Raw genomic sequence first — 20,674 nt, 5'->3', positions numbered from 1 at the left:
GGGAAAGGATTGCTGGTGTGCGCCCCCAAGTATAATCCCGCCATCGCTACCCAGGTCATGTTGCTGCTGGCGTCGTGTCGCAAACGTCCCGGCTGCGCTGGTCGCGCTCGATCTGCCGATAGTCGACATGGCAAGCCCTCAAGAACATGGTGGCGTCGAATCGGCCGCTCGGATGAGCTCCCTTTCAGTGCTGGCCGGTCATGTCAGGGGATTGCCATGAGCGGCGATCTCGCGCACGAGATCGGCGCGCCGATGAGTGCCGGTCTTGCCGAACAGCGCTGTCAGATGGGTCTTGACCGTGCCGGCCGAGATGCCCAGTGCCCGCGCTATATCCTCGACGCTAGCATATACTGCCACCGAGCGCAGAACGCGCATCTCGGCAGCCGTGAGGCCGTAGATCCTGGCGATCGTCTCGATCCCGGAGGCGACATGGATCTCGGCCCTGCGCACGATGATCGCGACGTCGGCATTAAAGCCAAGTCTGGCCTTCAGCCGGGCCCCGGTAGAGAGCGGAAGAAACGTTGCCAGCCATCGCGGTTTGACCGTCACCGGCGTAAGGGCCAGCGCTGCCTCACCGTCTATGGCGGGCTTGCCGGTGGCGGCAGAACGGAGCGCGCAACGCAGGGCGTGATCGATCTTGGGATGAGCCACCGATAGCGTCTCGCCGCGCAGGCGAAGGAAGCTACCCTCCTCGAGGAGTTGGCGGCCCTTCTCATTGGCAAGGCTTAGCCTGCCTTCCTTGTCGACCAGAAAGATACCCGTAGAAAGGCTCCCCAGCGCCTTTTCAAGCCCGTCCGACCGTGCCTTTTGATGATCGAGCTCGCGGCCGGTCAGGACGGCCCGCCGGAGATGGGGCACGATCATGTCCATCCGTGCGCGGGAGCTTTGGTCGACCACGCGCTGTTCGACGCTCCGCTGAACGGCGAGGCAGGCGGAACTGGTCGGATGACACTGCAGATTGGCGCCGACGGCGTCGAAGATCCCTTCGGACTGAACCCACTCCTTGAAGAAGCGCGTTTCGCGAAATTCCGCGTGCGGAACGACGTCGCCGCCGCCCATGACGATGCCGGACTCGACAAACGACCTGGCCGGAAATAGCGGGTTCGTGCCGGCGTAGGTCTGAAAATAGCGATCGCGACAGTGGGGATCTTCACCGTGAAAATAGAAAACCGACGCCCATCTGACGATGGCGTCCTGCCAAAAGATACTGGGCATTACGCCGCCCACGAACTCAGCGCAGCGCTCCAGGACCACGGGCCAGGTCTCGGGATTGGCGACCGTATCGTAAATCTGCCCGATCAGCCGGGACAGGTCGTCGGGATCGATGTCATCCACTGCCACGCAAGCATCCGCCCTTGCCTGTTCATCCTGTCTGGTTCGAAGGATGAACAAGCCCCGTGGGCGATTTATTCGCAGTAACTCGACAATTCATCTGCGGAAGACACCAAAGATTTCTACCACGCGGCGTCCGGCAGCGCGTTAAGCGGGAAGCGCAGATAGCGACGGCCATTTGCCGCCGGTGCCGGGAGGCGACCGGCCTGCAGATTGACCTGCAGGGCGTGCAAGATGAGCTTGGGCATCGGCAAAAGGCGGTCGCGGGCTTCCCGCGCGGCGATGAAGGCGGCCTCGTCCTTGCCCGTTACATGCGCATTCGTTCGTTTTTGCAGGCTGACGCTACTCTCCCATCGGACCTCGCGACCGCCCGGCTGATAGTCGTGGCCCGTGAACAGCCTGGTCTCGTCCGGCAGGGCCAAAATGGCCTGGATCGAGGCCCACAGGGCCTTGGCGCTGCCGCCGGGAAAATCGGCCCGTGCTGTGCCGCCGTCCGGCATGAAGAGCGTGTCGTGGATGAAGGCGGCGTCGCCCACGCGATAGGTTACCGAGGCCAGCGTATGGCCGGGCGAGAACATCACGCTTGCCTCGATAGAGCCGATCAGGAAGTGGTTACCGGGTGCGAAAAGTCGATCCCACTGCGAGCCATCGGTGGCGAGTTCTGGCCAGCCATAGATTACCTGCCAGAGCTTTTGGACGTCGACGACCCGCGCTCCGATACCCGTCAGTGCCCCGGTCCGCTCCTTGAGATAATGGGTGGCGGAGAGATGATCGGCATGTGGATGCGTGTCCAAGATCCACGCGACCTTAAGCCTGCTGTCGGTCACGTGGGCCAGGATCGCATCGGCGCTCCGCGTGGCAATGGAGCCGGATTTTTCGTCGAAATCGAGAACCGGGTCGATGATAGCGCAGACATTCGTGGCGGGATCGCTCACGACATATTGCAAGCTCGAGGTGCGTTCGTCGTAGAAGGCCTTGACCGTGGGACTCGGTGGCAGCCTGCGCGTCATCCCTTCTCTCCTCCGGCATGCGGCGGCGGAACGGCAAGCCGGCACATGCACTAAATCCGGTGTCTCGAAAAACCGGGTTATCGTTCTGCCATCGCCGCGAAGAGGGCGGGGTAGCGCCCGCCTGAGACGTTGTCAGCCGTGAACGTTACTTCCAATTCGCGGCACTCTTCCAGGCTCAGGACGATGTCGGTGGCAGTGACATTCTGTTCCAGATGCGCGAGTTTTTTTGCTCCTGGGATTGGCACGACGTCATCGCCCTGGGCCAGCACCCATGCCAGAGCGATTTGAGCAGCGGCGACGCCTCTGGCCGATGCGATTTTCTCGATGACCGACACCAGTTGGCGGTTCGCCTCGATGTTTCCCGCCTGGAAACGGGGCAGGTTGCGGCGAAAATCGCCAGCTTCGAGCTCGGTTGTATCTCGAACCTTTCCCGTCAGGAATCCGCGCCCCAGGGGGCTGAACGGGACGACGGTGATCTTAAGCTCCCGACATGTCGCAAGAACGCCGTTTGTTTCAACATCGCGGGTCCAAAGCGAATATTCGCTCTGCAGGGCGGCGATAGGATGAACGGCATGCGCCCGACGCAGCGTCGCGGCCGAAACCTCCGAAAGGCCGATCATGCGGACTTTGCCTTCGGCTACCAGATCGGCCATCGCACCGACACTATCCTCGATCGGCACCGCCGGGTCCGCCCGGTGTAGATAATACAAATCGATCACGTCGGTCTGTAAGCGCTTCAGTGAGGCCTCCGCCACGGCTCTGGCATTCTCGGGTCGACCATCGGTCCCGGTGATCTCGCCAAAATCGGTTCGCTTGCGATTATAGATAAAGCCGAACTTCGTCGCGATGACGACCCGCTGGCGATAGGGCTTGAGCGCGTTGCCCAGGAGAATTTCGTTGCGATACGGGCCATAGACCTCGGCCGTGTCGAAGAAGGTCACGCCAAGATCCACCGCCCGGTGCAGCGAATGGGTCGAGGCGGCCTCGTCCTGGAACCCGTAGGCCTGGCTCAGGCCCATGCAGCCCAACCCTATGGCCGAGACCTTTTCTTTACCGAGTTTGCGACGCTGCATTGGATGCTCCTTGCGTGATGGGCTTGGCGACCCCCAGGAGCATAGGTTCAGCGGATAGAGATGATTATCCGTGCAATCCAGATCAGGCTGATCTAATTAGTCGATCAATGGATCGAAGGCAGCTTTCGCAACTCGCTATCTTCGCCACTGTCGTCAGGGCGGGTGGTTTTCGCGCTGCGGCCGATCAGCTCGGGATCGCTCCCTCGGCGGTCAGTCATGCCGTCTCGGCCTTGGAGCGTAGTCTTGGGCTTCGGCTTCTGGCGCGGACCACGCGCTTCACACGTCCGACGGAGGAGGGGGCGCGGCTGCTCGCGCGGGTCGTCGGCCCGCTTGCCGAGATCGAGATGGGCCTGACGGATGCGGTGGAGGGCGGGGCCACGCCCCGTGGCCCCTTGAAGGTTACCATGCCCTTCCTCGCCGCCGAGGAACTTATCATGCCGCGCTTGCCGGGCTTCGCCGCGCTCTATCCGGCGATCGAGCTCGATATCCGCGCTTCGGACATTTTCGAGGATATCGTCCAGAGCGGTTGCGACGCCGGGATCAGGCTGGGCGAAAGCCTGCAGGCCGACATGATCGCCGTGCCCGTGGAGGGCTCGCGGCGCGCTCTCGTCGTCGCCGCACCCAGTTATTTCGAGAAATATCCAGCACCCCTGCATCCCCGCGATCTCAGCGCGCATAACTGCATCCGGCGCCGGTTTGAAAGCGGACGCATCTACCGTTGGGAATTAGAGCGCGACGGGCACGCCATCAGCGTCGAGGTCAAGGGCAATCTCGTCCTGCCGCAGCAGGAACTGATAAGGCAGGCAGCCTTGGACGGTCTGGGTCTGGCCTTGCTCTTCGAGGCGACGGTAGCCGAAGATATTAGCGCGGGGCGTTTGAGCACAGCGATGGAGGATTGGTCGCCTTCCTTTAGTGGCTTTCACCTTTACTATCCCTCTCGGCATCAAATGCGGCCGGCCTTACGGGCCTTCATCGACTATTTTCGGCACGAGGGAACGTAGTGCATTCATGCGCTTGCCCGAGACCATCCACTGGCCGCGATCAGCCGTGGCTCGGCAGAGCCTCGCGCTAAAATGGCGGAGCGACCGAACGGCTTCGCGCATGCGAGAGCGCATTGCCGCCTAGGTCAAGCCTTCCTGTTGCCGGATCCAGCCGCATCTCTTGTTGCACCATGCGGAGTCTGCCTGCGTGGACGCATATGTTGAATGCCACGGACACTCGGCCATGATGTTCACGTTGACTGTAGCAAAAGGCTCCATCGCAAGCGGTCGCGATCGAGCTGACAGAAAAACAATGATCAGGGAACAACAAGAATATCGGCAATCAGAGCGCCTGTGGGCGAGGATCCGGCGGTCGCCACCCCGAAGTGCGCCTCCAGCGACGTCGCGCCGTCATTGCCGCCACGACCGATTGAATGGTATGATTTCTTCCTCTACAGCACGGTGACTGGTCTCGTCTTCGCTCTACTCTATTTCCCCCGGGTTGACCGCTGGTCGGAACGCTGCGGGCTTTTCTTGTCTATGTGCTAGACTTTGTCGCAAGACATATCGGTGCCGTTTTTTGGGCCATTATGGCAATCGCATCGGCCGCAAGGCGGCGCTGATCGCCACTTTGACTCTCCTGGCCATCGCGACCTCTCTCGTGGCGCTCCTGCCCATCTATGCCCATCGGCATCTCAGGCGCCGTATTCTTAACCTTGCTGCGCTTCGTTCAAGGCGTAGGTGGCGAGTAGGGCGGATCGGTCCTCCTCGCCCTGGAATGGACCAAGAGCGACGATAATCGAGACTTCGTCGCCGCCTGGCCGCAACTAGGCGTCCCGACCGACCTCTTCATGGCCAACCTAGCCCTGCTGGCCTGTGGCTCCGTCTGCGGCGTTCAGTTCCTGGTTTAGAGCTGGCGCATTCCCTTCCTGCGCAGCATCGTTCTCTTTATCCGCCTTGGCATCCACGAGAACCCGACGTTCCGTTGGCTCGTCGAGGAGCGGCGCGTGGAACGGCGCCCCTCGCCACAGTAATTAAAAAGAACCCTGAGGGCTTCACCAACCAGGACATCTCCAAGGAGTATGACGATCTGGTACGAGCGCCGGACCGCTGCACGTTTCTGGGGCAGCTGTGCGTTGGCCGCATTGGCCGGTCTGAGGCAGGCTCGCGCATATTTCCGCGCACAAGGGTGCCCGGCCGGGCTGGACGTGGATCGCCCCGGGCCGGCGGAGGAAGTGCCGTGACCCGGGCTCAGTCGTCCGGCCTCATGCTCTGCGGGCTTCACATCTTTTGCATCTGGCAATGGCGCCAAGATGAGCGTCGTCGGGCCGAGCGCGCTCGGCGCTGGCGCGCCCTGAGAGCTCGCGGGCCTCTCCCTCATCAAGCTCAGGCCCTATAGTGACCATGATTTTCTAGCAAGGCGAACGATCGCTTACCCCTGGCCCGCGAGCGGCGGCGCCATTGCGATCGCACTTCAAGAACAGTGTCTTGAGACGCCGACCGCCCCCTGCCGGCAGCTTGCGAGCCGCTAGCGCCAGGCGTTGGCGAACTGGGCGAGTTCCTGACTGTTCAGATCGGAGACCGCCCAGAAGGTCATGCCGCCCGCCTGCCAGCGAAAAAAATTGTAGCCCTCGCGGCTGCCATTGGCCGGGGCCTTGTCCGGCGTCGGTGGCGTGGGCCAGACGAAGAGGTCGATCAGATGCTGGCGACGTTGATAGATGAGCGTGGCCGCGGTCTGGCCGGGCAGATAGTCGAGGCGGCCGCCGACCAGCTTGAAATCCTGGGCGGTCAGGTCCTTGACCGGTGGCGAGAAGGGGAGGCGACCGGCAAACCAGGGCTTGACCGTATGCTGGTCTGTCGAAACGACGTCCATGAGATGGCTGGGCTGGAGGGCGCGGATATGGGCGGCCACGACCACGTCCGGTGCCATGTCAGCCTTAGGCAGCCAAGCGAAGACGAGAAGGCTGGCTGCCAGAGCCACCCCAAGCGAGAGGCCGCCCGCGAACCATGCGCGTCGTCCCGCAGCCGGTCGTCTCGGCGCTGGGGCGCCCAGCCTCTCGGCAATGGCGGCCTTCAGGGCGGGCGGCGCCGTTGGCGAGCGGATTTCGCGGATGCGCCCTGAGAGTTCAAGCAGATCTTGTTGTAAGGTGGCGCAAGATGGGCAAGCCTCGACATGCTTGGCTACGTTCGCAGCTTCGGCGGCCGGCAGTTCGCCATCGATGTCGGCCTGGATCAAAAGCGCCAGTTCGCTGCACTGTTCAGGCGTCATGGGACGCGCCTTCCAACATCCGGTCTTGCAGTGTACGGCGGGCGCGCCAGAGGCGCGACATGACGGTACCGATCGGCACGCCCGTAATCGTGGCGATCTCCTTATAGGACAATTCCTCGAATTCCTTGAGCACCAGGCATTCGCGCAGCTCGACGGGGAGGGCCAGGATAGCCTGTTCGAGTGCTGCCCGCTCGGCCTGGCGGATAAGAGCCAGCTCGGGATCGTCGCCGGGATCCACCACCTCCAATGCCGCCGCGTCGTCCAGGGATTCATAAGACGAGACCGGCCGGCCCTTGGAGCGGGCTCGGGCGGCAAGAGCCGAATACGCGGTATTACGCACGATACGCATCAGCCAAGCGCGTTCGTCGCCGCCACGAAAAGAGGCGAAGTAGCTAAGCCCGCGTAAAATCGCGTCCTGCACGACGTCTTCTGCTAGATGCGGATCGCGGACCAGCCAGCGAGCGAGTGCATAGGCGCTGTCCAGGTGCGGCATGACGACATCGCGAAAACTTCGCTCCGAAGTTTCGGTCGCGGGGCTGGTCCGGACACCGAATGGCCATTTCACGCGCGCGCCTCATCGAGACCTTCGCTCACGATCATGAGCCACTTTCTATTCGACGACGATCGTGCCTTGCATGTGGGGATGCAAGGAACAGAAATAGTCATAGATCCCGGGTGCCGCGAACAGGCGAGCATAGGAATCGCCGGTGTCGAGCGGCGGCGATCGGATGACCTTGGGCTCGGCGGCGTCGACAACGGTGTGCGGAGTATCGTCATGGTTGGTCCAGACCACGCGGGTGCCGGCAGGCACCGTGATCGAGGCTGGATAAAATGTAAAATGTTTAATGTCGACAGCTACGTCGTCGGCATGAGCTGGCAGCGCCATGACGACGAGAAAAAGGCAGGTTGACGCGATCACGGGATAGGAATGTCGCAAATTCGTCTCCAGGTCGGAGGATTCAGGCGCCAAGCGGCGTATCGATGATTGCCAACGGACTCGACGTCCGAACCGCCTGGATGCGCGTGATGCCAAGTGTCGATCTGAGCCGCCCGGGCGGCAGATCCTTGATCGGACCAGGGTATGCGGCGGTGCCGGGAGCGGGCTGCGGAAAGGCGGTCGAGCGGGCGGTATGGAAGGCGACATTGCCCTCGACCTTTTGCATGACCTGATGAATATGCCCGTTCAGGACCGTGACCGAGCCGAAGCGCCGCAGGAGTGCCAGCGCCTGCAGGCCATCGTCGGTCCCCCAGCCCCATTCCTGGCTGACGGTCCAGAGCGGCACGTGCGCGCAGACAACGATGGGCTGGCTGTCGGCTCGCCTGCTCAGATCGTCCTTGAGCCAGGCCAGTTGCGCGGCGCCGAGATTGCCAAGGCCTCCTGGCTTGAGGTCCTGGACATTGTTAAGGGCGATGAAATGCACGCCCGCCTGATCGAAGGCATACCATCCACGCGAGCCCGCGGGCGTGAAACGGGCGAAGAACGCCTTGCCGTCATCCACCAAGACATCATGTTCGCCCGGCACATAGTGCGTCTCGAGGCCGGCTGCCTCGACCAGTGCCGCTGCCTTGTCGAACTGCTCCGGCTTCGAGAGCTGGCTGACGTCCCCGGTATGGATCATGAAGGCGGCGTCGGCCTTTTGCGCCCGCACCAGTGCCATTGCCTCGGCTAGGGTCTGGCTCGCATCCATGTTTGGCTGGCTGGCAAAGCCGATATGGCTGTCGCTGATCTGCATGAAGCTCAGGCCAGCAGGTTTAGTCGCCATGGCGGCGTCCCCATCCAGCATGCGAGCCGTGGGCACGCCGCCTATCACGGTCCAGCGGACGCCGCAGCCGGCCCATGCCATGCATCTAAGCAGCCCCCGCCTCGAAGACGAGGTCATCTTACGAGAGTCCGGCACGCTTGAGCCTCCCATGGTTCATGGATGAGAGACAAGGATTCCAACACGTTTATTCGCGCATGCCGGCGAATTCATTTATCGTCGTCAAGTCAGCCTGCCGCTTCTTCCCCATCCTTGCGATCGCAGGCGCGGCATGCACTCGAGCAAACCGCCTGCCAGGTCGCAAGCGTGGCTGGCGACGCTCATGGGCCCCCGGCCAGGCTGGGCCTTGCATCAAGATGGCAAGACCGATGCACGTCAGCTCGGCCATCGCGGCTGTCGATCCGATGCCGGCGGCGATCGCACCAGGGTCGGGCGTGACGGCGGTTCCGATGCCGGGTGAAAGAAGAGGGCTTCGCCGCGGCGCGCCGCGCTGATCGAGCCCGGGGGTGAGCTTTTCATCACGATATATTCAGTCGTATATAGCGAGCGACACGGTACGTGCAGGCCGGCAGGCCGACCCCTTCATGCGGCTGGTATCAACAAGCTTAGATCATGTTCATCCGCCAGCTTGGCTATCTTATCGCTCTTGCCAGTGAACGGCATTTCGCCCGCGCGGCAGCATCGTGCCATGTGGCGCAACCTACCTTGTCGACCGGCATCAAGCAGCTCGAGGAGCAACTGGGGGTCCTGATCGTCGAGCGGGGGCAGCGTTTTCGCGGCTTCACGCCTGAGGGCGAGCGCGTGCTGCGGTGGGCGCGCGGCATCTTGAACGACTACCAGGCGATGCGAGACGACCTGAAGCAGGCGGATGGCTTCACCGGCGCGTTACGGCTGGGGGCCATCCCGGTGGCGATGCCGATCCTGCCTTGGCTGACGGGACCGTTCTGCGCCGCCCATCCGCACGCGCGCGTGAACCTGGTCTCAGCATCCTCGCTGGAGATCGAGCGCGACCTTAGAACCTTCGATCTCGACGCGGGCATCACCTATATCGACAACGAGCCGATCGCCCATGTCCAGCATGTGCCCCTTTATCGCGAACGCTATTTGTTGCTGACGCCGGCCTTGCAGGCTGGTGGGCTGCAAGGTCCGGTTCACTGGGCCGATCTTGGCCAGTTGCCGCTTTGCCTGCTGACGCAGAGGATGCAGAACCGTCGCATCATCGATCTCAATCTCGACAAAGCGGGCGTGGCGGTGCGCCCGCGGATCGAAGTCGATTCCCTAACGGCTCTTGCCGGCCATCTAAGGGTCGGCTGGCTCTCCACCATCGTGCCCGAGAGCTTCCTTTTGACCTTCGACCTGCCCGAGGGCATAGCGGCCCTGGAACTGCATGACGAGGCGGTCGGATTCACGATCGGCGTCGTCTTTACCGACCGGATGCCATCGACGGCCGTCCAGGCCTTCCTCAAGGCGATCGATCAGGAACAGCTCGGCCATGTCATGGCCGACCGTCTCGCCGCATCCACGCGTCACGTCATCTTGAACGGTCATCATAAATTTGAATGAGGTGATCCAAAACTTTTATTTGAATAAGATAGCGATCAGATCATTTTGCTGAAGCCCTAGAAGAAGGGGTCAGACGCGGAGTTCTCTAAAGAGAACGTCATGTGCGTCTGCAATTTTCTTTTAAATAAAAAGGAGGCTGGACATGGCAAAAGTACTATGTGTCCTTTATGCTGATCCTGTCGATGGTCAACCAAAGACCTATGCGCGCGACGATTTGCCTAAGATCGATCACTACCCCGGCGGCCAGACGCTGCCGACCCCGAAGGCAATCGACTTTCAGCCCGGCGCGCTGCTCGGAAGCGTCTCAGGTGAGCTAGGCCTGCGCAGCTTCCTCGAGAAAGCAGGCCATGAGCTCGTCGTCACCTCCGACAAGGAAGGCCCGAATTCGGTCTTCGAGAAGGAACTCGTCGACGCGGAGGTCGTGATCTCGCAACCGTTCTGGCCGGCCTACCTGACGGCCGAGCGAATCGCCAAGGCCAAGAAGCTGAAGCTGGCACTGACAGCTGGCATCGGTTCGGACCATGTCGATCTCGACGCGGCCATCAAGCACAAGGTGACCGTCGCCGAGGTCACCTACTGCAACAGCATCAGCGTGGCCGAACATGTGGTCATGATGATCCTGGGACTCGTGCGCAATTATCTGCCGTCGCATGAGTGGGTGAGGAAAGGCGGCTGGAACATCGCCGATTGCGTGGCGCGCGCCTACGATCTCGAGGCAATGCATGTGGGCACGGTCGCGGCCGGACGTATCGGCCTTGCGGTCCTGCGTCGTCTCAAGCCTTTCGACGTGCACCTGCATTACACCGATCGTCACCGTCTGCCGGCAGAAGTGGAGAAGGAGCTGAACCTCACTTTCCACCCAACGGCGGCCGACATGGCGCCGCATTGCGACGTCGTGACGATCAACGCCCCACTGCATCCGGAAACGGAAGGTCTGTTCAACGACGCGCTGCTCGGCAAGATGAAGCGCGGCGCCTATCTGGTGAACACAGCGCGGGCTAAAATCTGCGATCGTGATGCCATCGTCCGGGCGCTGGAAAGCGGCCAACTTGCCGGTTATGCGGGCGATGTCTGGTTTCCACAGCCAGCGCCGGCCGACCATCCCTGGCGCACCATGCCGCATCAGGGCATGACGCCGCATATCTCGGGGACGACCCTCTCGGCCCAGGCGCGATACGCGGCTGGCACACGCGAGATCCTCGAGGATTATTTCGCCGGCAAGCCGATCCGCGATGAGTATCTCATCGTCGACAGCGGCAAGCTTGCCGGTACCGGCGCTCATTCCTATAGCGTCAAGAAATAGCTCGAACGGGCTTCATCCCGGGCAGCCGTGGCTGCCCGGGATGCGACGCTCTATTGCAGAGTCTGCATGTCGATGACGAAGCGATACTTCACATCGCTCTTGAGCATGCGGCTGTAAGCGGCCTCGATGTCCTGAATGGCGATCATCTCGATGTCCGCGGTAATGCCATGCTCGGCGCAAAAATCGAGCATCTCCTGGGTCTCGGCGATGCCGCCGATGAGAGAGCCCGCAAAGCTGCGGCGCTTCATGATCAGATTGAATACCTGCACGGCCAAAGGCTCACCGGGTGCCCCGACCTGAACCAGCGTCTTGTCGCGCTTGAGAAGCGCCAGATAGCTGTTGATGTCATGGGGCGCTGCAACGGTGTCGACGATGAGATCGAAGCTGTTGGCATGCGCCGCCATCTGTGCCTCGTCCTTCGAGATGACGACCTCGTCCGCGCCCAGGCGTCTGGCATCCTCCGACTTGCCGGGTGAGGTCGTGAACAGTACGACGCTGGCACCCATGGCGTGGGCCAGTTTGACCCCCATGTGACCAAGGCCGCCCAGTCCGACGATGCCGACTTTCTGGCCTGGTCCCACCTGCCAATGGCGCAAAGGCGAGTAGGTTGTGATCCCGGCACAGAGCAGGGGGGCCACGCCGGCCAGATCGAGATTGGCCGGTACCTTCAAGACGAAGTCCTGGTCCACGACGACGGCCTTGGCGTATCCGCCGAAGGTCGGACCGCCCGAGGGATCGTTGCCGTTATAGGTTGGGGTGAAGCCCTGCTCGCAATACTGCTCCAGGCCTTCCTTGCAAGCCGCGCATGTCCGGCAGGAATCGACCATGCAGCCGACGCCGGCAAGGTCGCCTTCCTTAAAGCGGGTAACCTCCGCCCCGACTCTGGCCACCCGGCCGACGATTTCGTGTCCGGGCACGCAAGGATAGATGGTATTGCCCCACTCGTTGCGGGCCTGATGCAAATCTGAATGGCAAACGCCACAATAGAGTATATCTATCTGCACGTCGCGCGGTCCGCAGTCGCGCCGTTCGAACGAGAACGGTCCGAGTGGCTGCTCGCTCGCCTTTGTGCCGTAGCCGACGCAGGAGAACATGGGCATGTTCCTTGATCACAAAGAGAATGACTGAAATTGGAGGCATAACCGCCGGCGTCGGCCGAGTGTGGACGTCGCCACACTAACGCGACGGCGGAAAGCCGGGTCCGAAACGGGCCCATTTCGCTATATAAAACTGTATATCGCGAATGCGAGAGTGGTCGCACGGTCGTTGGTGAAAAACCGGCTGCGTGACGCGAGGATTAGCCGAAGGACGCGTGTGATGCGATATCTTGAGCTTGGACGCACGGGGCTGTTCGTCTCGGAGCTTTGCTTGGGGACGATGACATTTGGCGGCAGGGGCTATTGGACCGCGATTGGCCAGCTCGACCAGGGGGTCGCCGATAGCTTGGTTAGGCGTGCCGTCGACGCCGGCATCAACTTCGTTGATACGGCTGACGTCTATTCCGAGGGGCTCTCGGAAGAGATCACGGGCCGTGCCCTGCGCAATCTCGGCATCGAGCGCTCGCAGGTCGTGCTGGCGACCAAGGTCTATGGCAAGGTCGGGCCAGGGCCCAACGGCCGGGGCGCCTCGCGCGGTCACATCATGGACGGCGTCAAGGCCAGCTTGAAGCGTCTCGGCACCGACTATATCGACCTCTATCAGATCCACGGGTTGGACAAGGTCACGCCCGTGGACGAGATCGTGCGCGCGCTGGAGGATCTGACCCGGGCGGGGCTGGTCCGCTATGTCGGTTGCTCGAACTGGCCAGCATGGCAGATTATGAAGGCGCTGGGTATCGCCGAGCGCTTTGGTTGGTCGCGTTTCCAGTCACTCCAGGCTTATTATACCATCGCCGGTCGCGACCTTGAGCGCGAACTCGTGCTGCTCCTGGCCGACCAGAAGGTCGGGTTGATGGTATGGAGTCCGCTGGCCGGTGGCCTGCTCACGGGCAAATATGATCGCGATGGGCAAGGCCCGACAGGTGCCCGGCGGCTCGACTTCGACTTCCCGCCCGTCGACCGCCCTCGCGCCTTCGAGTGCATCGACGCCATGCGTCCGATTGCCGAGGCGCATGGCGTCTCGATTGCCCAAGTGGCGCTAAGCTGGCTCCTCCATCAAGAGCAGGTAACCACGGTCATCATCGGCGCCAAGTCGGTGGAGCAGCTCGACGACAATCTGGCGGCCACGCGCCTGCGGTTGAGCGAGGCCGAACTATCACGCTTGAACGCGGTCAGCGCACTGCCGCCCGAATATCCGGGCTGGATGATCGAGCGCCAAAGCCGCGATCGTCGCCCCGTTGATTTCAACCCCGGATCGTGAACCGATAGCGGAGCCCTGCCTCGCGAAGGCCGACGGATGGCGCCGCTTTGCCAAGCAGCGCCATCCGTCTTCGTCTTTCCTTGTCAATGGCACGATCTGGCGAAAGAGGGCTGGCGGTCTTTCAGGAGAACCAGGAGGCACCGAACGTCGTAAAGCCGTGAATGCGGATCGTCGTCATCGAAGTGATAAATGTCCTTGCCTCCGATGCCTGGGTGGGATCGACGTCGTATGGACCGGAGACTCACTTTCTTCGGTTAATCAAGAGCATGACCTAGTCTGTGTAAATGCAATACACAAAGGTAAGTCCTAATAAATACTGACGTAGACCAAGTTATTGTAATTAATATTAACGAGTAATAATGCCGTATAACGGCAGTGGCGTAAGTAATATCGGCGGCTCATGGTCGGCGTGAAGGTAGCGTGACGCATGATATCGCTATTGACCAATTAAATCGGCTATAAATCTATAGTCCTGTATAATTATTGGTAGTTTGTATTGTGCTGTTCATAAAAAACCGGCTATTATAATAGAAAACTATTATCGCGATATATAATACTATTTTTGTCTGTAAATTCACTCGATTCACATGCCTGGAACGTCTTTGTAGGCCTGATCTTTGGTCAAAAGTGACAAGCATAACGCAAACCCAGTTGGCCTGTCTGACCTTGACCAGGGGAACGCGCGCGTCCGGTGATTTGAAGCGATCCTGTCAAGCTAGCATCGCCCATGCCGCGCACCTCATGCCATCAAGGATGCGGACACTGGCCATGGTGACGGGGTGAGGCCAGAATTGATCGGCTGAGCTATCCTGCCTTGCAAGCCGGAAGTAGAGTGATCGATATCCGCTGTTTGGCGCTAACGCGGCACAAAACGATAAGTTAAATAGGGAGCAGGAAGATGGGCATATCACTGGCTGGCAAGATCGCCGTCATCACGGGTGCCGCTTCAGGCATAGGCTTGGCGACGACCGAGGCTCTGCTCGCGGCGGGTGCTCTCGTCGTCATGGTGGACTGGAACGAGGCAGAGCTGAGCAAACTGGCGACGCGGCTGGGTGACCGGGCCATCCCCCAGGTCACCAATCTGATCGACGCTGACAGCTGTGGAAAGATGGTGCCCGAGATCCTGGGCAAGGTCGATCACATCGATATTCTTTATTGCAACGCCGGTACCTATATCGGCGGTGATCTCATCCAGACGGATAATGCCACGATCGATCGGATGCTGACACTCAACGTCAATGCGGTGATGAAGAACGTGCACGACGTGATCCCGCATATGTCTGAGCGCGGATCCGGAGACATCGTTGTGACATCGTCGATCGCCGGCCATTTCCCGACCTATTGGGAGCCAGTCTATGCCGGGTCGAAATGGGCGGTCACCTGCTTTGTTCAAACCATGCGCCGGCAGCTGATCCCGCATGGGATACGGGTTTCTCAGGTCTCGCCCGGCCCGGTCGTCTCGGCGCTTCTGGCGGACTGGCCTGAGGAAAACCTCCGCAAGGCAAAGGAGTCGGGTAGCCTGATCGAGCCCAGCGTCGTGGCCGATGCCGTTCTTTATATCCTTACCCGTCCGCGCAATGTGACAATCCGCGACATGCTCGTGCTGCCGACGAATTTCGATCGGGTCTGATCGTCGCCCGACCTCGTTGGCGCAAGTATCCTCGTCGACGAGGTCGGCTAAAAAACATCGGTCGCACTTGGTGGCAGCTTTGATCCGGCATGCGGACATGCTTATCGCAATGGGCCGTCCGCGACACCGCGCGGCTCAGTGCTTAGCGCGGCGCCAGCCGCCATCAACGAGTAAAGGCGCCCGTCATTGGACGCCTTTACCCGGGAACCACAACATAGTTTGTGGAAACACGACCCTTCCAGGCGATCGGTAGGCACGTCAAGCGAAACCAGAGCGAGAACGAGGCGGTAATACGCCATCGGGTCGGTCCCTATGCCCGCATCAATGCGGGGGCATCGTGTGGGCGGGAGAGAGCTAGCGACGCCACGGCCAAAACAGACGTCGCAAATGGTTGCCTTCGTCGGTGTATCGGACAGCGACGCTGCCCGGCGGGAGCTTATGACGTTGTTCAACTGTGATTTGCCCGATGGCCGCGCGGACCGACCATGACAGGTGCGAGAGGCGGGAAATCTTTCCACTCAGGTTCGCCGTGGCTTTGCGGGTCCAGTCGTGGCCGACCTTTGTGCGGCTCCACTCGATCTCCGCTCGGCCTTGATACAGCCCGGCGCCGCTCGTGACCTTTTTCGTTATCAAAACGTTCGATGATTGAGTCGGCGACGACGTCTAGAAAACGCTGCGACAGCGTGGCGTGGTTGACGATGTGTGAGACCAGGATGTCGCCTGGTAAAATCCATAATGTGAGTTATGACTAGTATAAGGCCTATGCGGCAAACTCGCTTCGATTGAAGCGATCGCCATCCAACAATTCCACGCCACCTATTGAGGCGTGCCCTACGGGCCGTGAGCGGAATTGAGGCTGCTTTGCCTGCAGGCCGAAAGGACCGGCGCGGGTCCTCGCCGCGTCACGCTCGGACGATCAGTGCGGCAGCTGCTGTTGCTCCAAGGGCCTAGCGTCGGCGGTCGTAGGGTATCGCAGACCAAACGAGCCGTTCTAGGCCCGCTTGAACCGCTTCGCTTAACGACGAGACAAAGCAAGCTTGTAAGGTAGGCTAGGTCTTCAGGGCGATCCCCAATCGCCTGATCGTGGGATCACGTCATAGGGTCCATGCGCGCCATTCTTTCTTCGCCCTGAAGGCTTCAGATTGCTTGAATTGCATTTTGGATATTGTATACAGGATACATGCAGTATGAAGGAACAGGGGATCTCACCCAGGCCATTCCAGAGGCTCTCGCGAGCCGTCTGGAAGATGATATCATCTTTGGCCGACTTGAGCCCCGCGCCCGCCTGACAGAGGAAGAAGTGGCCGCCCATTATGGAGTCAGCCGCTCGCCGGTGCGTGAAGCCTTGCGGCTCCTCGAGCGCGACGGCCTGGTCAACCGCGCGGCCCGACGCGGCATCTGGGTCGCGCCGCTCTCGCTCAAGGATTTCGACGAGATCTATTCCTGCCGCATTCCGCTCGAAGGGCTGGCTGCTGGGGCCGCTGCCGGCAACGACGGTCCTGAAAAGGCCCAGCTTTTGTCTCTGCTTCCCGAACTGGAGCGGGCCTTTAACGACAATGACGCCCAGGCCTTCTTCCAAGGCGACGTGAAAGGCTCAAGGCTCATCTACAGCCTGGCCGCCAACCAGACATTGACCCGGCTGATCAACAGCCTTGGCAAACAGGCACTGCGCTACCGCTATTTCGCCTATGTCCGCGAACCGCGCATCCTGGCCATTACCGCGCCCGGGACGCAGGTGATCTGGCGCCACATCGTCCAAGGCGATGTCGCCCGTTCCAAGGCCCTGACCGAGGAACTGATCCACCACATCTGGCAGATCATGCGCGACGTCATCGCCGAACGCTACGGAGAGGCTTGAACGATGCTGGCAAGCTCGGCGAGCTACGCATTTATCGATTCGCACACGGCAGGCCATCCAACGCGTGTCATTCTAAGCGGCATATCGCCCTTGCGTGGCGAGAGCGTCCTGGCGATGCGTGACGACTTCAAGGCGCGTTTTGACCATCTCCGTCCTGCACTCCTGCACGAGCCGGCCGGTCACGCGGCCATGGTAGGCCTTATTCCGGTTCCAAGCCGCGTCGCCGATTACGGGGCCTTCTTCATCTCCAGTTATGTCTATCTCGACATGTGTGGCCATGGAACGATCGGCTACGCAAAGACGCTGGCTGCCAACGGCCAGATCACGGCAGCCGACGGCTCTTCTTTCACGCTCGAAACCCCGGCTGGCATCGTCACGGTCGGGCTGGACTGGAGTGACGACGGCACGCTCGCCAGTGTCCGGGTGAAGAATGTTCCCTCATACGTGGCTATCGACGGGTTGATCGTCGAAGTTCCCGACATCGGCACGGTCAAGGCCGATATCGTCTATGGCGGGATGTGGTATGCGCTCGTCGATGCGCGAGCCTTGGGTCTCGACCTGCACGACGGAACAGTCGGTCAGGCGCTGGCCAAGGGAGCGGCCATCAAAGCCAGCATCAAGGATGCTCTACGCGCGCATAGCGCTGCGGTCGGTACGGATGCGTCAGCCAGCGTTCTTTTTTATGCGGATGAGGCTCGCCAGAGCGAAACCCTGAGCGCTCGTCACATCCTCGTTCTCGAAGCCAATAAGTTCGACCGCAGTCCCTGCGGGACCGGAACGTCAGCGAGGCTGGCTCAACTGGTCCACCAGGGTCGGATTGGTGATGGCCAGTCTTATCGAGCGCTCAACGTGCTGGGCGTGCCGTTCGAGGCCAAGATAGCCGAGCGCACCTGCATAGGGGACAAGCCAGCCGTCATCGCGGAGATCAGCGGCCAAGCTTTCATCACGACGATGGGCACGATTTTCAAAGAAAAGAATGACCCCTTGCATGGGGGGTTTCTCTGCCGTTGAGCACCGCGGCCTCGGGATAGAACCAATCAATGCATCAATTCCGCCGGGATACCCATCGATGTCTACAACCAAACGCCAATTTTTCGCTGGCACCGCAGCGCTCTTTATAGGCCTCCTCCTGACGGCGCCGGCGCCTGCTCGCGCCGATGACGACCCATCCGCCGTCCTTAAGCAGATCCAGTCTAGCGGCGAGCTGCGCGCGCCGGTCATGATTGGCGAGGAGCCCGGCTACATCAAGGATCCGAAGACCGGCGAGTGGAGTGGGTTCTACGTCGATTTCCTCAAAGAGATCGCTGACGACCTGGGCGTCAAGCTGCAGCCTGTCGAGACGACGTGGGGCAATCTTGCTGCCGATTTCCAGTCGAACAAGATCGATGTGGCGATCGGTGTGAACCCCAACCCAAAACGAGGGCTCGTCGTCGATTATCTCTGGGAACCCCTATTCACCGATGCCTGGGCCGTGGCCACTCCGCCTGGCAAGCCGGTCAAGACCTGGGCGGAGCTTAACGACCCGTCCAAGCGGATCGTTGTCCAAAAAGGCAGCACGATGCAGGTCGTGGCAGAGCAGCTTTTGCCCAAGGCCAAGATCACGACGGTCGAAGACCGTAATCTCGCGCTACTCGAGCTCCGCTCGAACCGGGCCGACGCGGTGATCCTGGCTGTTTTCGACGCGCTCCAGGTGTCCAAGCAAGGCATTGGCGAACTCTCCGTTCCTGAACCTATGCTGCGCAATCCAGCCACGCTGGCCGTTGCCCGCAAGCCTGGGAACGAGGGCTTCATCAACTTCCTGACCAACTGGATACTTCAAGAGCGTTCGCTGGGCATCGCCCAAGGCCGCCTGGCGCGGTCGTTTGAAGCGCACGGCTTCGATCTCTCCATCCTGCCGCCGAACTTCAGCTTCTAAGTGTTAGGGGCCGGCAAGAACCGGCCCATTTCCGTTTTGTCCAACGCCGAGGTCAGCTATGTTTGACTATACGGTGATCACGAGTAACTGGCAGCTTATTCTCCAGGGCTTGTGGGTCACGCTCTATTACACGGTCGGTAGCATCGCTGTTGGGCTGGCCATTGGCCTTGTCATGGGCCTGATTCAGCTCAGCCCATTCAAAATTCTGACCTATATCGGTCGTATTTATGTCGAATTCTTTAGAAACATTCCGCTTCTTGTCACTCTTCTTTGGATCTATTACGCGCTCCCGATTTTCTTGGGCGTTAACATTACTAAGGGATGGGCGGGTTTTGCAGGTCTAAGCCTCTATATTGGCTCGTTCTACGCCGAGATCCTTCGAGGCGGTGTGCAATCTGTGGACCGCGGCCAGACTGATGCCTCAGTGGCGCTCGGCATGTCCTATGTCCAAAGGATGCGCCGGATCATCCTGCCCCAGGCAATCCGGCGGATGATCCCGCCCCTAGCCGGCCAATCGATTATCCAGATGAAAAATACGACGCTGCTTTCGGCGATCACGGTTCCCGATCTGCTCTACCAGGGCAGCTATATCAGCAGTTTCACCTACAAGCCGATGGAGATTTACACGGCCATCGGCGCCATCTTCCTCATCATCCTGGTTCCGCTCACCTTGATTCTACGCAAGGTCGAACGCGGCCATGTCGGAGGCCACTGAGATGGCAGCCAGCAGCCCACGGTCATCCGCACAAATCCTTGATCTAGCCGGCATCAGGCTCCGGTTTGGCAATCACGAAGTCCTCAAAGGCGTCGATCTTAAAGTTGAGGCCGGCCAAGTCGTCGTCCTGATCGGCGCGAGCGGCTCGGGTAAGACCTCCCTGCTCCGCTGCATCAACCTGCTGAACCAGCCCTATGCAGGGCGGATCGATATCGACGGCGAACGAATCTTCGATCACGACAATCACGGTCGCGATCGAATCCGTCTGCCGATGCGTGAGATCAACAAGATCCGCTCGCATACCGGTATGGTCTTCCAGCAGTTCAACCTTTTTCCCCACATGACGGCTCTTGAGAATGTCATGGAAGGGCCAGTGATCGTCCAGATGAAGTCCAAAGCCGAGGCACGTGCCCGGGCAATGGAACTCCTGGCCAGCATGGGCCTGGAGCAGCATGTAGACAAACGGCCAGCCCAGCTCTCTGGTGGTCAACAACAGCGTGTCGCCATAGCTCGCGGCATGGCCATGAATCCAAAAGTCATGCTGTTCGATGAGCCGACTTCGGCACTCGACCCCGAGCTAGTGGGTGAAGTGCTGAAGGCGATGGTGGCGTTAGCCAAAAGCGGCATGACCATGGTTGTCGTGACCCACGAACTGGGGTTCGCTTTCGAGATCGCAGACCGGGTCGTTTTCCTCGACGCGGGACGCATCATTGCCGACGGCCCACCGGCCGAGGTCCTGCTGCATCCCGAACATCCTCGCCTCAAGGGGTTTGTCACCCGCTTCCACGAAAGTGCCGAAATGCTCCGGCCCTTCCTGGACGCACGCTGACCGTCCCCTTTTCGACAAGTGGCCGGCCCAGGCGTCGGCTCGCCGACCGCATGGCCGCATTGCGGACGCATGATTTAAG

General features: G+C 60.6%; 17 protein-coding genes and 2 pseudogenes. 11 read left to right on the top strand and 8 right to left on the bottom strand.

Going from position 1 to position 20,674, the window contains the following annotated elements:
• Nucleotides 1–198 precede the first annotated feature (198 nt).
• From CFB17_RS13890 to CFB17_RS13880, 3 genes and pseudogenes are all read right to left on the bottom strand, one after another.
• Nucleotides 199–1,341 carry a helix-turn-helix transcriptional regulator gene (locus CFB17_RS13890; RefSeq protein ID WP_133063912.1) on the bottom strand — a complete coding sequence of 381 codons (1,143 nt, stop codon included), beginning with the start codon at nt 1,339–1,341 and terminating at the stop codon, nt 199–201.
• A 113-nt stretch (nt 1,342–1,454) separates the two neighbouring features.
• Nucleotides 1,455–2,372: pseudogene (locus tag CFB17_RS13885) on the bottom strand (MBL fold metallo-hydrolase); the annotation flags it as partial.
• Between the two features lie 47 nt (nt 2,373–2,419).
• Nucleotides 2,420–3,415: an aldo/keto reductase gene (locus tag CFB17_RS13880; protein WP_088562161.1), complete on the bottom strand. Its 996-nt coding sequence runs from the start codon at nt 3,413–3,415 to the stop codon at nt 2,420–2,422.
• Nucleotides 3,416–3,522: 107 nt separating this feature from the next.
• On the opposite strand from CFB17_RS13880, the gene CFB17_RS13875 reads away from it, so the two are divergent.
• The gene (locus CFB17_RS13875) at nt 3,523–4,416 is read left to right on the top strand and encodes a LysR substrate-binding domain-containing protein (protein ID WP_088562160.1); all 894 of its coding nucleotides are present in this window, start codon (nt 3,523–3,525) and stop codon (nt 4,414–4,416) included.
• A 365-nt stretch (nt 4,417–4,781) separates the two neighbouring features.
• Nucleotides 4,782–5,417: pseudogene (locus tag CFB17_RS19965) on the top strand (MFS transporter); the annotation flags it as partial.
• Between the two features lie 506 nt (nt 5,418–5,923).
• On the opposite strand, the gene CFB17_RS13870 reads toward CFB17_RS19965, so the two are convergent.
• From CFB17_RS13870 to CFB17_RS13855, 4 genes are read right to left on the bottom strand one after another with little or no spacing between them, the layout of a single operon-like run.
• Nucleotides 5,924–6,664 carry an anti-sigma factor family protein gene (locus CFB17_RS13870; protein WP_088562159.1) on the bottom strand — a complete coding sequence of 247 codons (741 nt, stop codon included), beginning with the start codon at nt 6,662–6,664 and terminating at the stop codon, nt 5,924–5,926.
• Nucleotides 6,654–7,229 (bottom strand): sigma-70 family RNA polymerase sigma factor, encoded by a 576-nt coding sequence (locus CFB17_RS13865; RefSeq protein ID WP_207762101.1) that lies wholly within the window; start codon nt 7,227–7,229, stop codon nt 6,654–6,656. The genes CFB17_RS13870 and CFB17_RS13865 overlap by 11 nt, the downstream gene beginning before the upstream one ends.
• 45 nt (nt 7,230–7,274) lie before the next feature.
• Nucleotides 7,275–7,634, bottom strand: coding sequence for a cupredoxin domain-containing protein (locus CFB17_RS13860; RefSeq protein WP_207762100.1), 360 nt, complete (start codon nt 7,632–7,634; stop codon nt 7,275–7,277).
• Nucleotides 7,624–8,427: a metallophosphoesterase family protein gene (locus CFB17_RS13855; RefSeq protein ID WP_207762099.1), complete on the bottom strand. Its 804-nt coding sequence runs from the start codon at nt 8,425–8,427 to the stop codon at nt 7,624–7,626. The genes CFB17_RS13860 and CFB17_RS13855 overlap by 11 nt, the downstream gene beginning before the upstream one ends.
• A gap of 609 nt (nt 8,428–9,036) precedes the next feature.
• On the opposite strand from CFB17_RS13855, the gene CFB17_RS13845 reads away from it, so the two are divergent.
• Both CFB17_RS13845 and CFB17_RS13840 read left to right on the top strand, forming a co-directional pair.
• Nucleotides 9,037–9,987 carry a LysR family transcriptional regulator gene (locus CFB17_RS13845; RefSeq protein ID WP_088562156.1) on the top strand — a complete coding sequence of 317 codons (951 nt, stop codon included), beginning with the start codon at nt 9,037–9,039 and terminating at the stop codon, nt 9,985–9,987.
• 142 nt (nt 9,988–10,129) lie between these two features.
• Complete coding sequence (locus tag CFB17_RS13840) at nt 10,130–11,290, top strand: NAD-dependent formate dehydrogenase (RefSeq protein ID WP_088562155.1); 1,161 nt, start codon at nt 10,130–10,132, stop codon at nt 11,288–11,290.
• A 50-nt stretch (nt 11,291–11,340) separates the two neighbouring features.
• Here the strand turns inward: CFB17_RS13840 and CFB17_RS13835 are convergent, their stop codons facing one another.
• Nucleotides 11,341–12,384, bottom strand: coding sequence for an NAD(P)-dependent alcohol dehydrogenase (locus CFB17_RS13835; RefSeq protein ID WP_088562154.1), 1,044 nt, complete (start codon nt 12,382–12,384; stop codon nt 11,341–11,343).
• Nucleotides 12,385–12,607: 223 nt separating this feature from the next.
• Here CFB17_RS13835 and CFB17_RS13830 point away from each other — a divergent pair, with 223 nt between their 5' ends.
• The 7 genes from CFB17_RS13830 (at nt 12,608) to CFB17_RS13800 (ending at nt 20,595) form a co-directional block, all read left to right on the top strand.
• Entirely contained in the window at nt 12,608–13,648 is a 1,041-nt protein-coding gene (locus CFB17_RS13830; RefSeq protein ID WP_088562153.1) for an aldo/keto reductase, read from the top strand.
• A gap of 898 nt (nt 13,649–14,546) precedes the next feature.
• Nucleotides 14,547–15,278, top strand: coding sequence for an SDR family oxidoreductase (locus CFB17_RS13825; RefSeq protein ID WP_088562152.1), 732 nt, complete (start codon nt 14,547–14,549; stop codon nt 15,276–15,278).
• 1,180 nt (nt 15,279–16,458) lie between these two features.
• Entirely contained in the window at nt 16,459–17,136 is a 678-nt protein-coding gene (locus CFB17_RS13820) for a GntR family transcriptional regulator (RefSeq protein ID WP_088562151.1), read from the top strand.
• 3 nt (nt 17,137–17,139) lie between these two features.
• Nucleotides 17,140–18,147, top strand: coding sequence for a proline racemase family protein (locus CFB17_RS13815; RefSeq protein WP_088562150.1), 1,008 nt, complete (start codon nt 17,140–17,142; stop codon nt 18,145–18,147).
• A 58-nt stretch (nt 18,148–18,205) separates the two neighbouring features.
• Nucleotides 18,206–19,051 carry a transporter substrate-binding domain-containing protein gene (locus CFB17_RS13810; protein WP_088562149.1) on the top strand — a complete coding sequence of 282 codons (846 nt, stop codon included), beginning with the start codon at nt 18,206–18,208 and terminating at the stop codon, nt 19,049–19,051.
• A 58-nt stretch (nt 19,052–19,109) separates the two neighbouring features.
• A complete protein-coding gene (locus CFB17_RS13805; RefSeq protein WP_088562148.1) occupies nt 19,110–19,766 on the top strand; it encodes an amino acid ABC transporter permease in 657 nt (218 codons plus the stop codon).
• Nucleotides 19,750–20,595 carry an amino acid ABC transporter ATP-binding protein gene (locus CFB17_RS13800; protein ID WP_322112142.1) on the top strand — a complete coding sequence of 282 codons (846 nt, stop codon included), beginning with the start codon at nt 19,750–19,752 and terminating at the stop codon, nt 20,593–20,595. The genes CFB17_RS13805 and CFB17_RS13800 overlap by 17 nt, the downstream gene beginning before the upstream one ends.
• Nucleotides 20,596–20,674 lie beyond the last annotated feature (79 nt).

Origin of the sequence: Arboricoccus pini (assembly GCF_900187945.1) — a bacterium.
In the GTDB taxonomy this organism is placed as follows: Bacteria; Pseudomonadota; Alphaproteobacteria; order Geminicoccales; family Geminicoccaceae; genus Arboricoccus; species Arboricoccus pini.
The sequence above is the reverse complement of the archived record's forward strand: the minus strand, read 5'-3'. Positions and strand labels throughout refer to the sequence as shown.

Coding starts and splice junctions, on each gene's coding strand:
- CFB17_RS13880 (WP_088562161.1), bottom strand. CDS start 3,415: ATGCAGCGTCGCAAACTCGGTAAAGAAAAGGTCTCGGCCATAGGGTTG.
- CFB17_RS13875 (WP_088562160.1), top strand. CDS start 3,523: ATGGATCGAAGGCAGCTTTCGCAACTCGCTATCTTCGCCACTGTCGTC.
- CFB17_RS13870 (WP_088562159.1), bottom strand. CDS start 6,664: ATGACGCCTGAACAGTGCAGCGAACTGGCGCTTTTGATCCAGGCCGAC.
- CFB17_RS13855 (WP_207762099.1), bottom strand. CDS start 8,427: ATGGCGACTAAACCTGCTGGCCTGAGCTTCATGCAGATCAGCGACAGC.
- CFB17_RS13845 (WP_088562156.1), top strand. CDS start 9,037: ATGTTCATCCGCCAGCTTGGCTATCTTATCGCTCTTGCCAGTGAACGG.
- CFB17_RS13840 (WP_088562155.1), top strand. CDS start 10,130: ATGGCAAAAGTACTATGTGTCCTTTATGCTGATCCTGTCGATGGTCAA.
- CFB17_RS13835 (WP_088562154.1), bottom strand. CDS start 12,384: ATGTTCTCCTGCGTCGGCTACGGCACAAAGGCGAGCGAGCAGCCACTC.
- CFB17_RS13830 (WP_088562153.1), top strand. CDS start 12,608: ATGCGATATCTTGAGCTTGGACGCACGGGGCTGTTCGTCTCGGAGCTT.
- CFB17_RS13825 (WP_088562152.1), top strand. CDS start 14,547: ATGGGCATATCACTGGCTGGCAAGATCGCCGTCATCACGGGTGCCGCT.
- CFB17_RS13820 (WP_088562151.1), top strand. CDS start 16,459: ATGCAGTATGAAGGAACAGGGGATCTCACCCAGGCCATTCCAGAGGCT.
- CFB17_RS13815 (WP_088562150.1), top strand. CDS start 17,140: ATGCTGGCAAGCTCGGCGAGCTACGCATTTATCGATTCGCACACGGCA.
- CFB17_RS13810 (WP_088562149.1), top strand. CDS start 18,206: ATGTCTACAACCAAACGCCAATTTTTCGCTGGCACCGCAGCGCTCTTT.
- CFB17_RS13805 (WP_088562148.1), top strand. CDS start 19,110: ATGTTTGACTATACGGTGATCACGAGTAACTGGCAGCTTATTCTCCAG.
- CFB17_RS13800 (WP_322112142.1), top strand. CDS start 19,750: ATGTCGGAGGCCACTGAGATGGCAGCCAGCAGCCCACGGTCATCCGCA.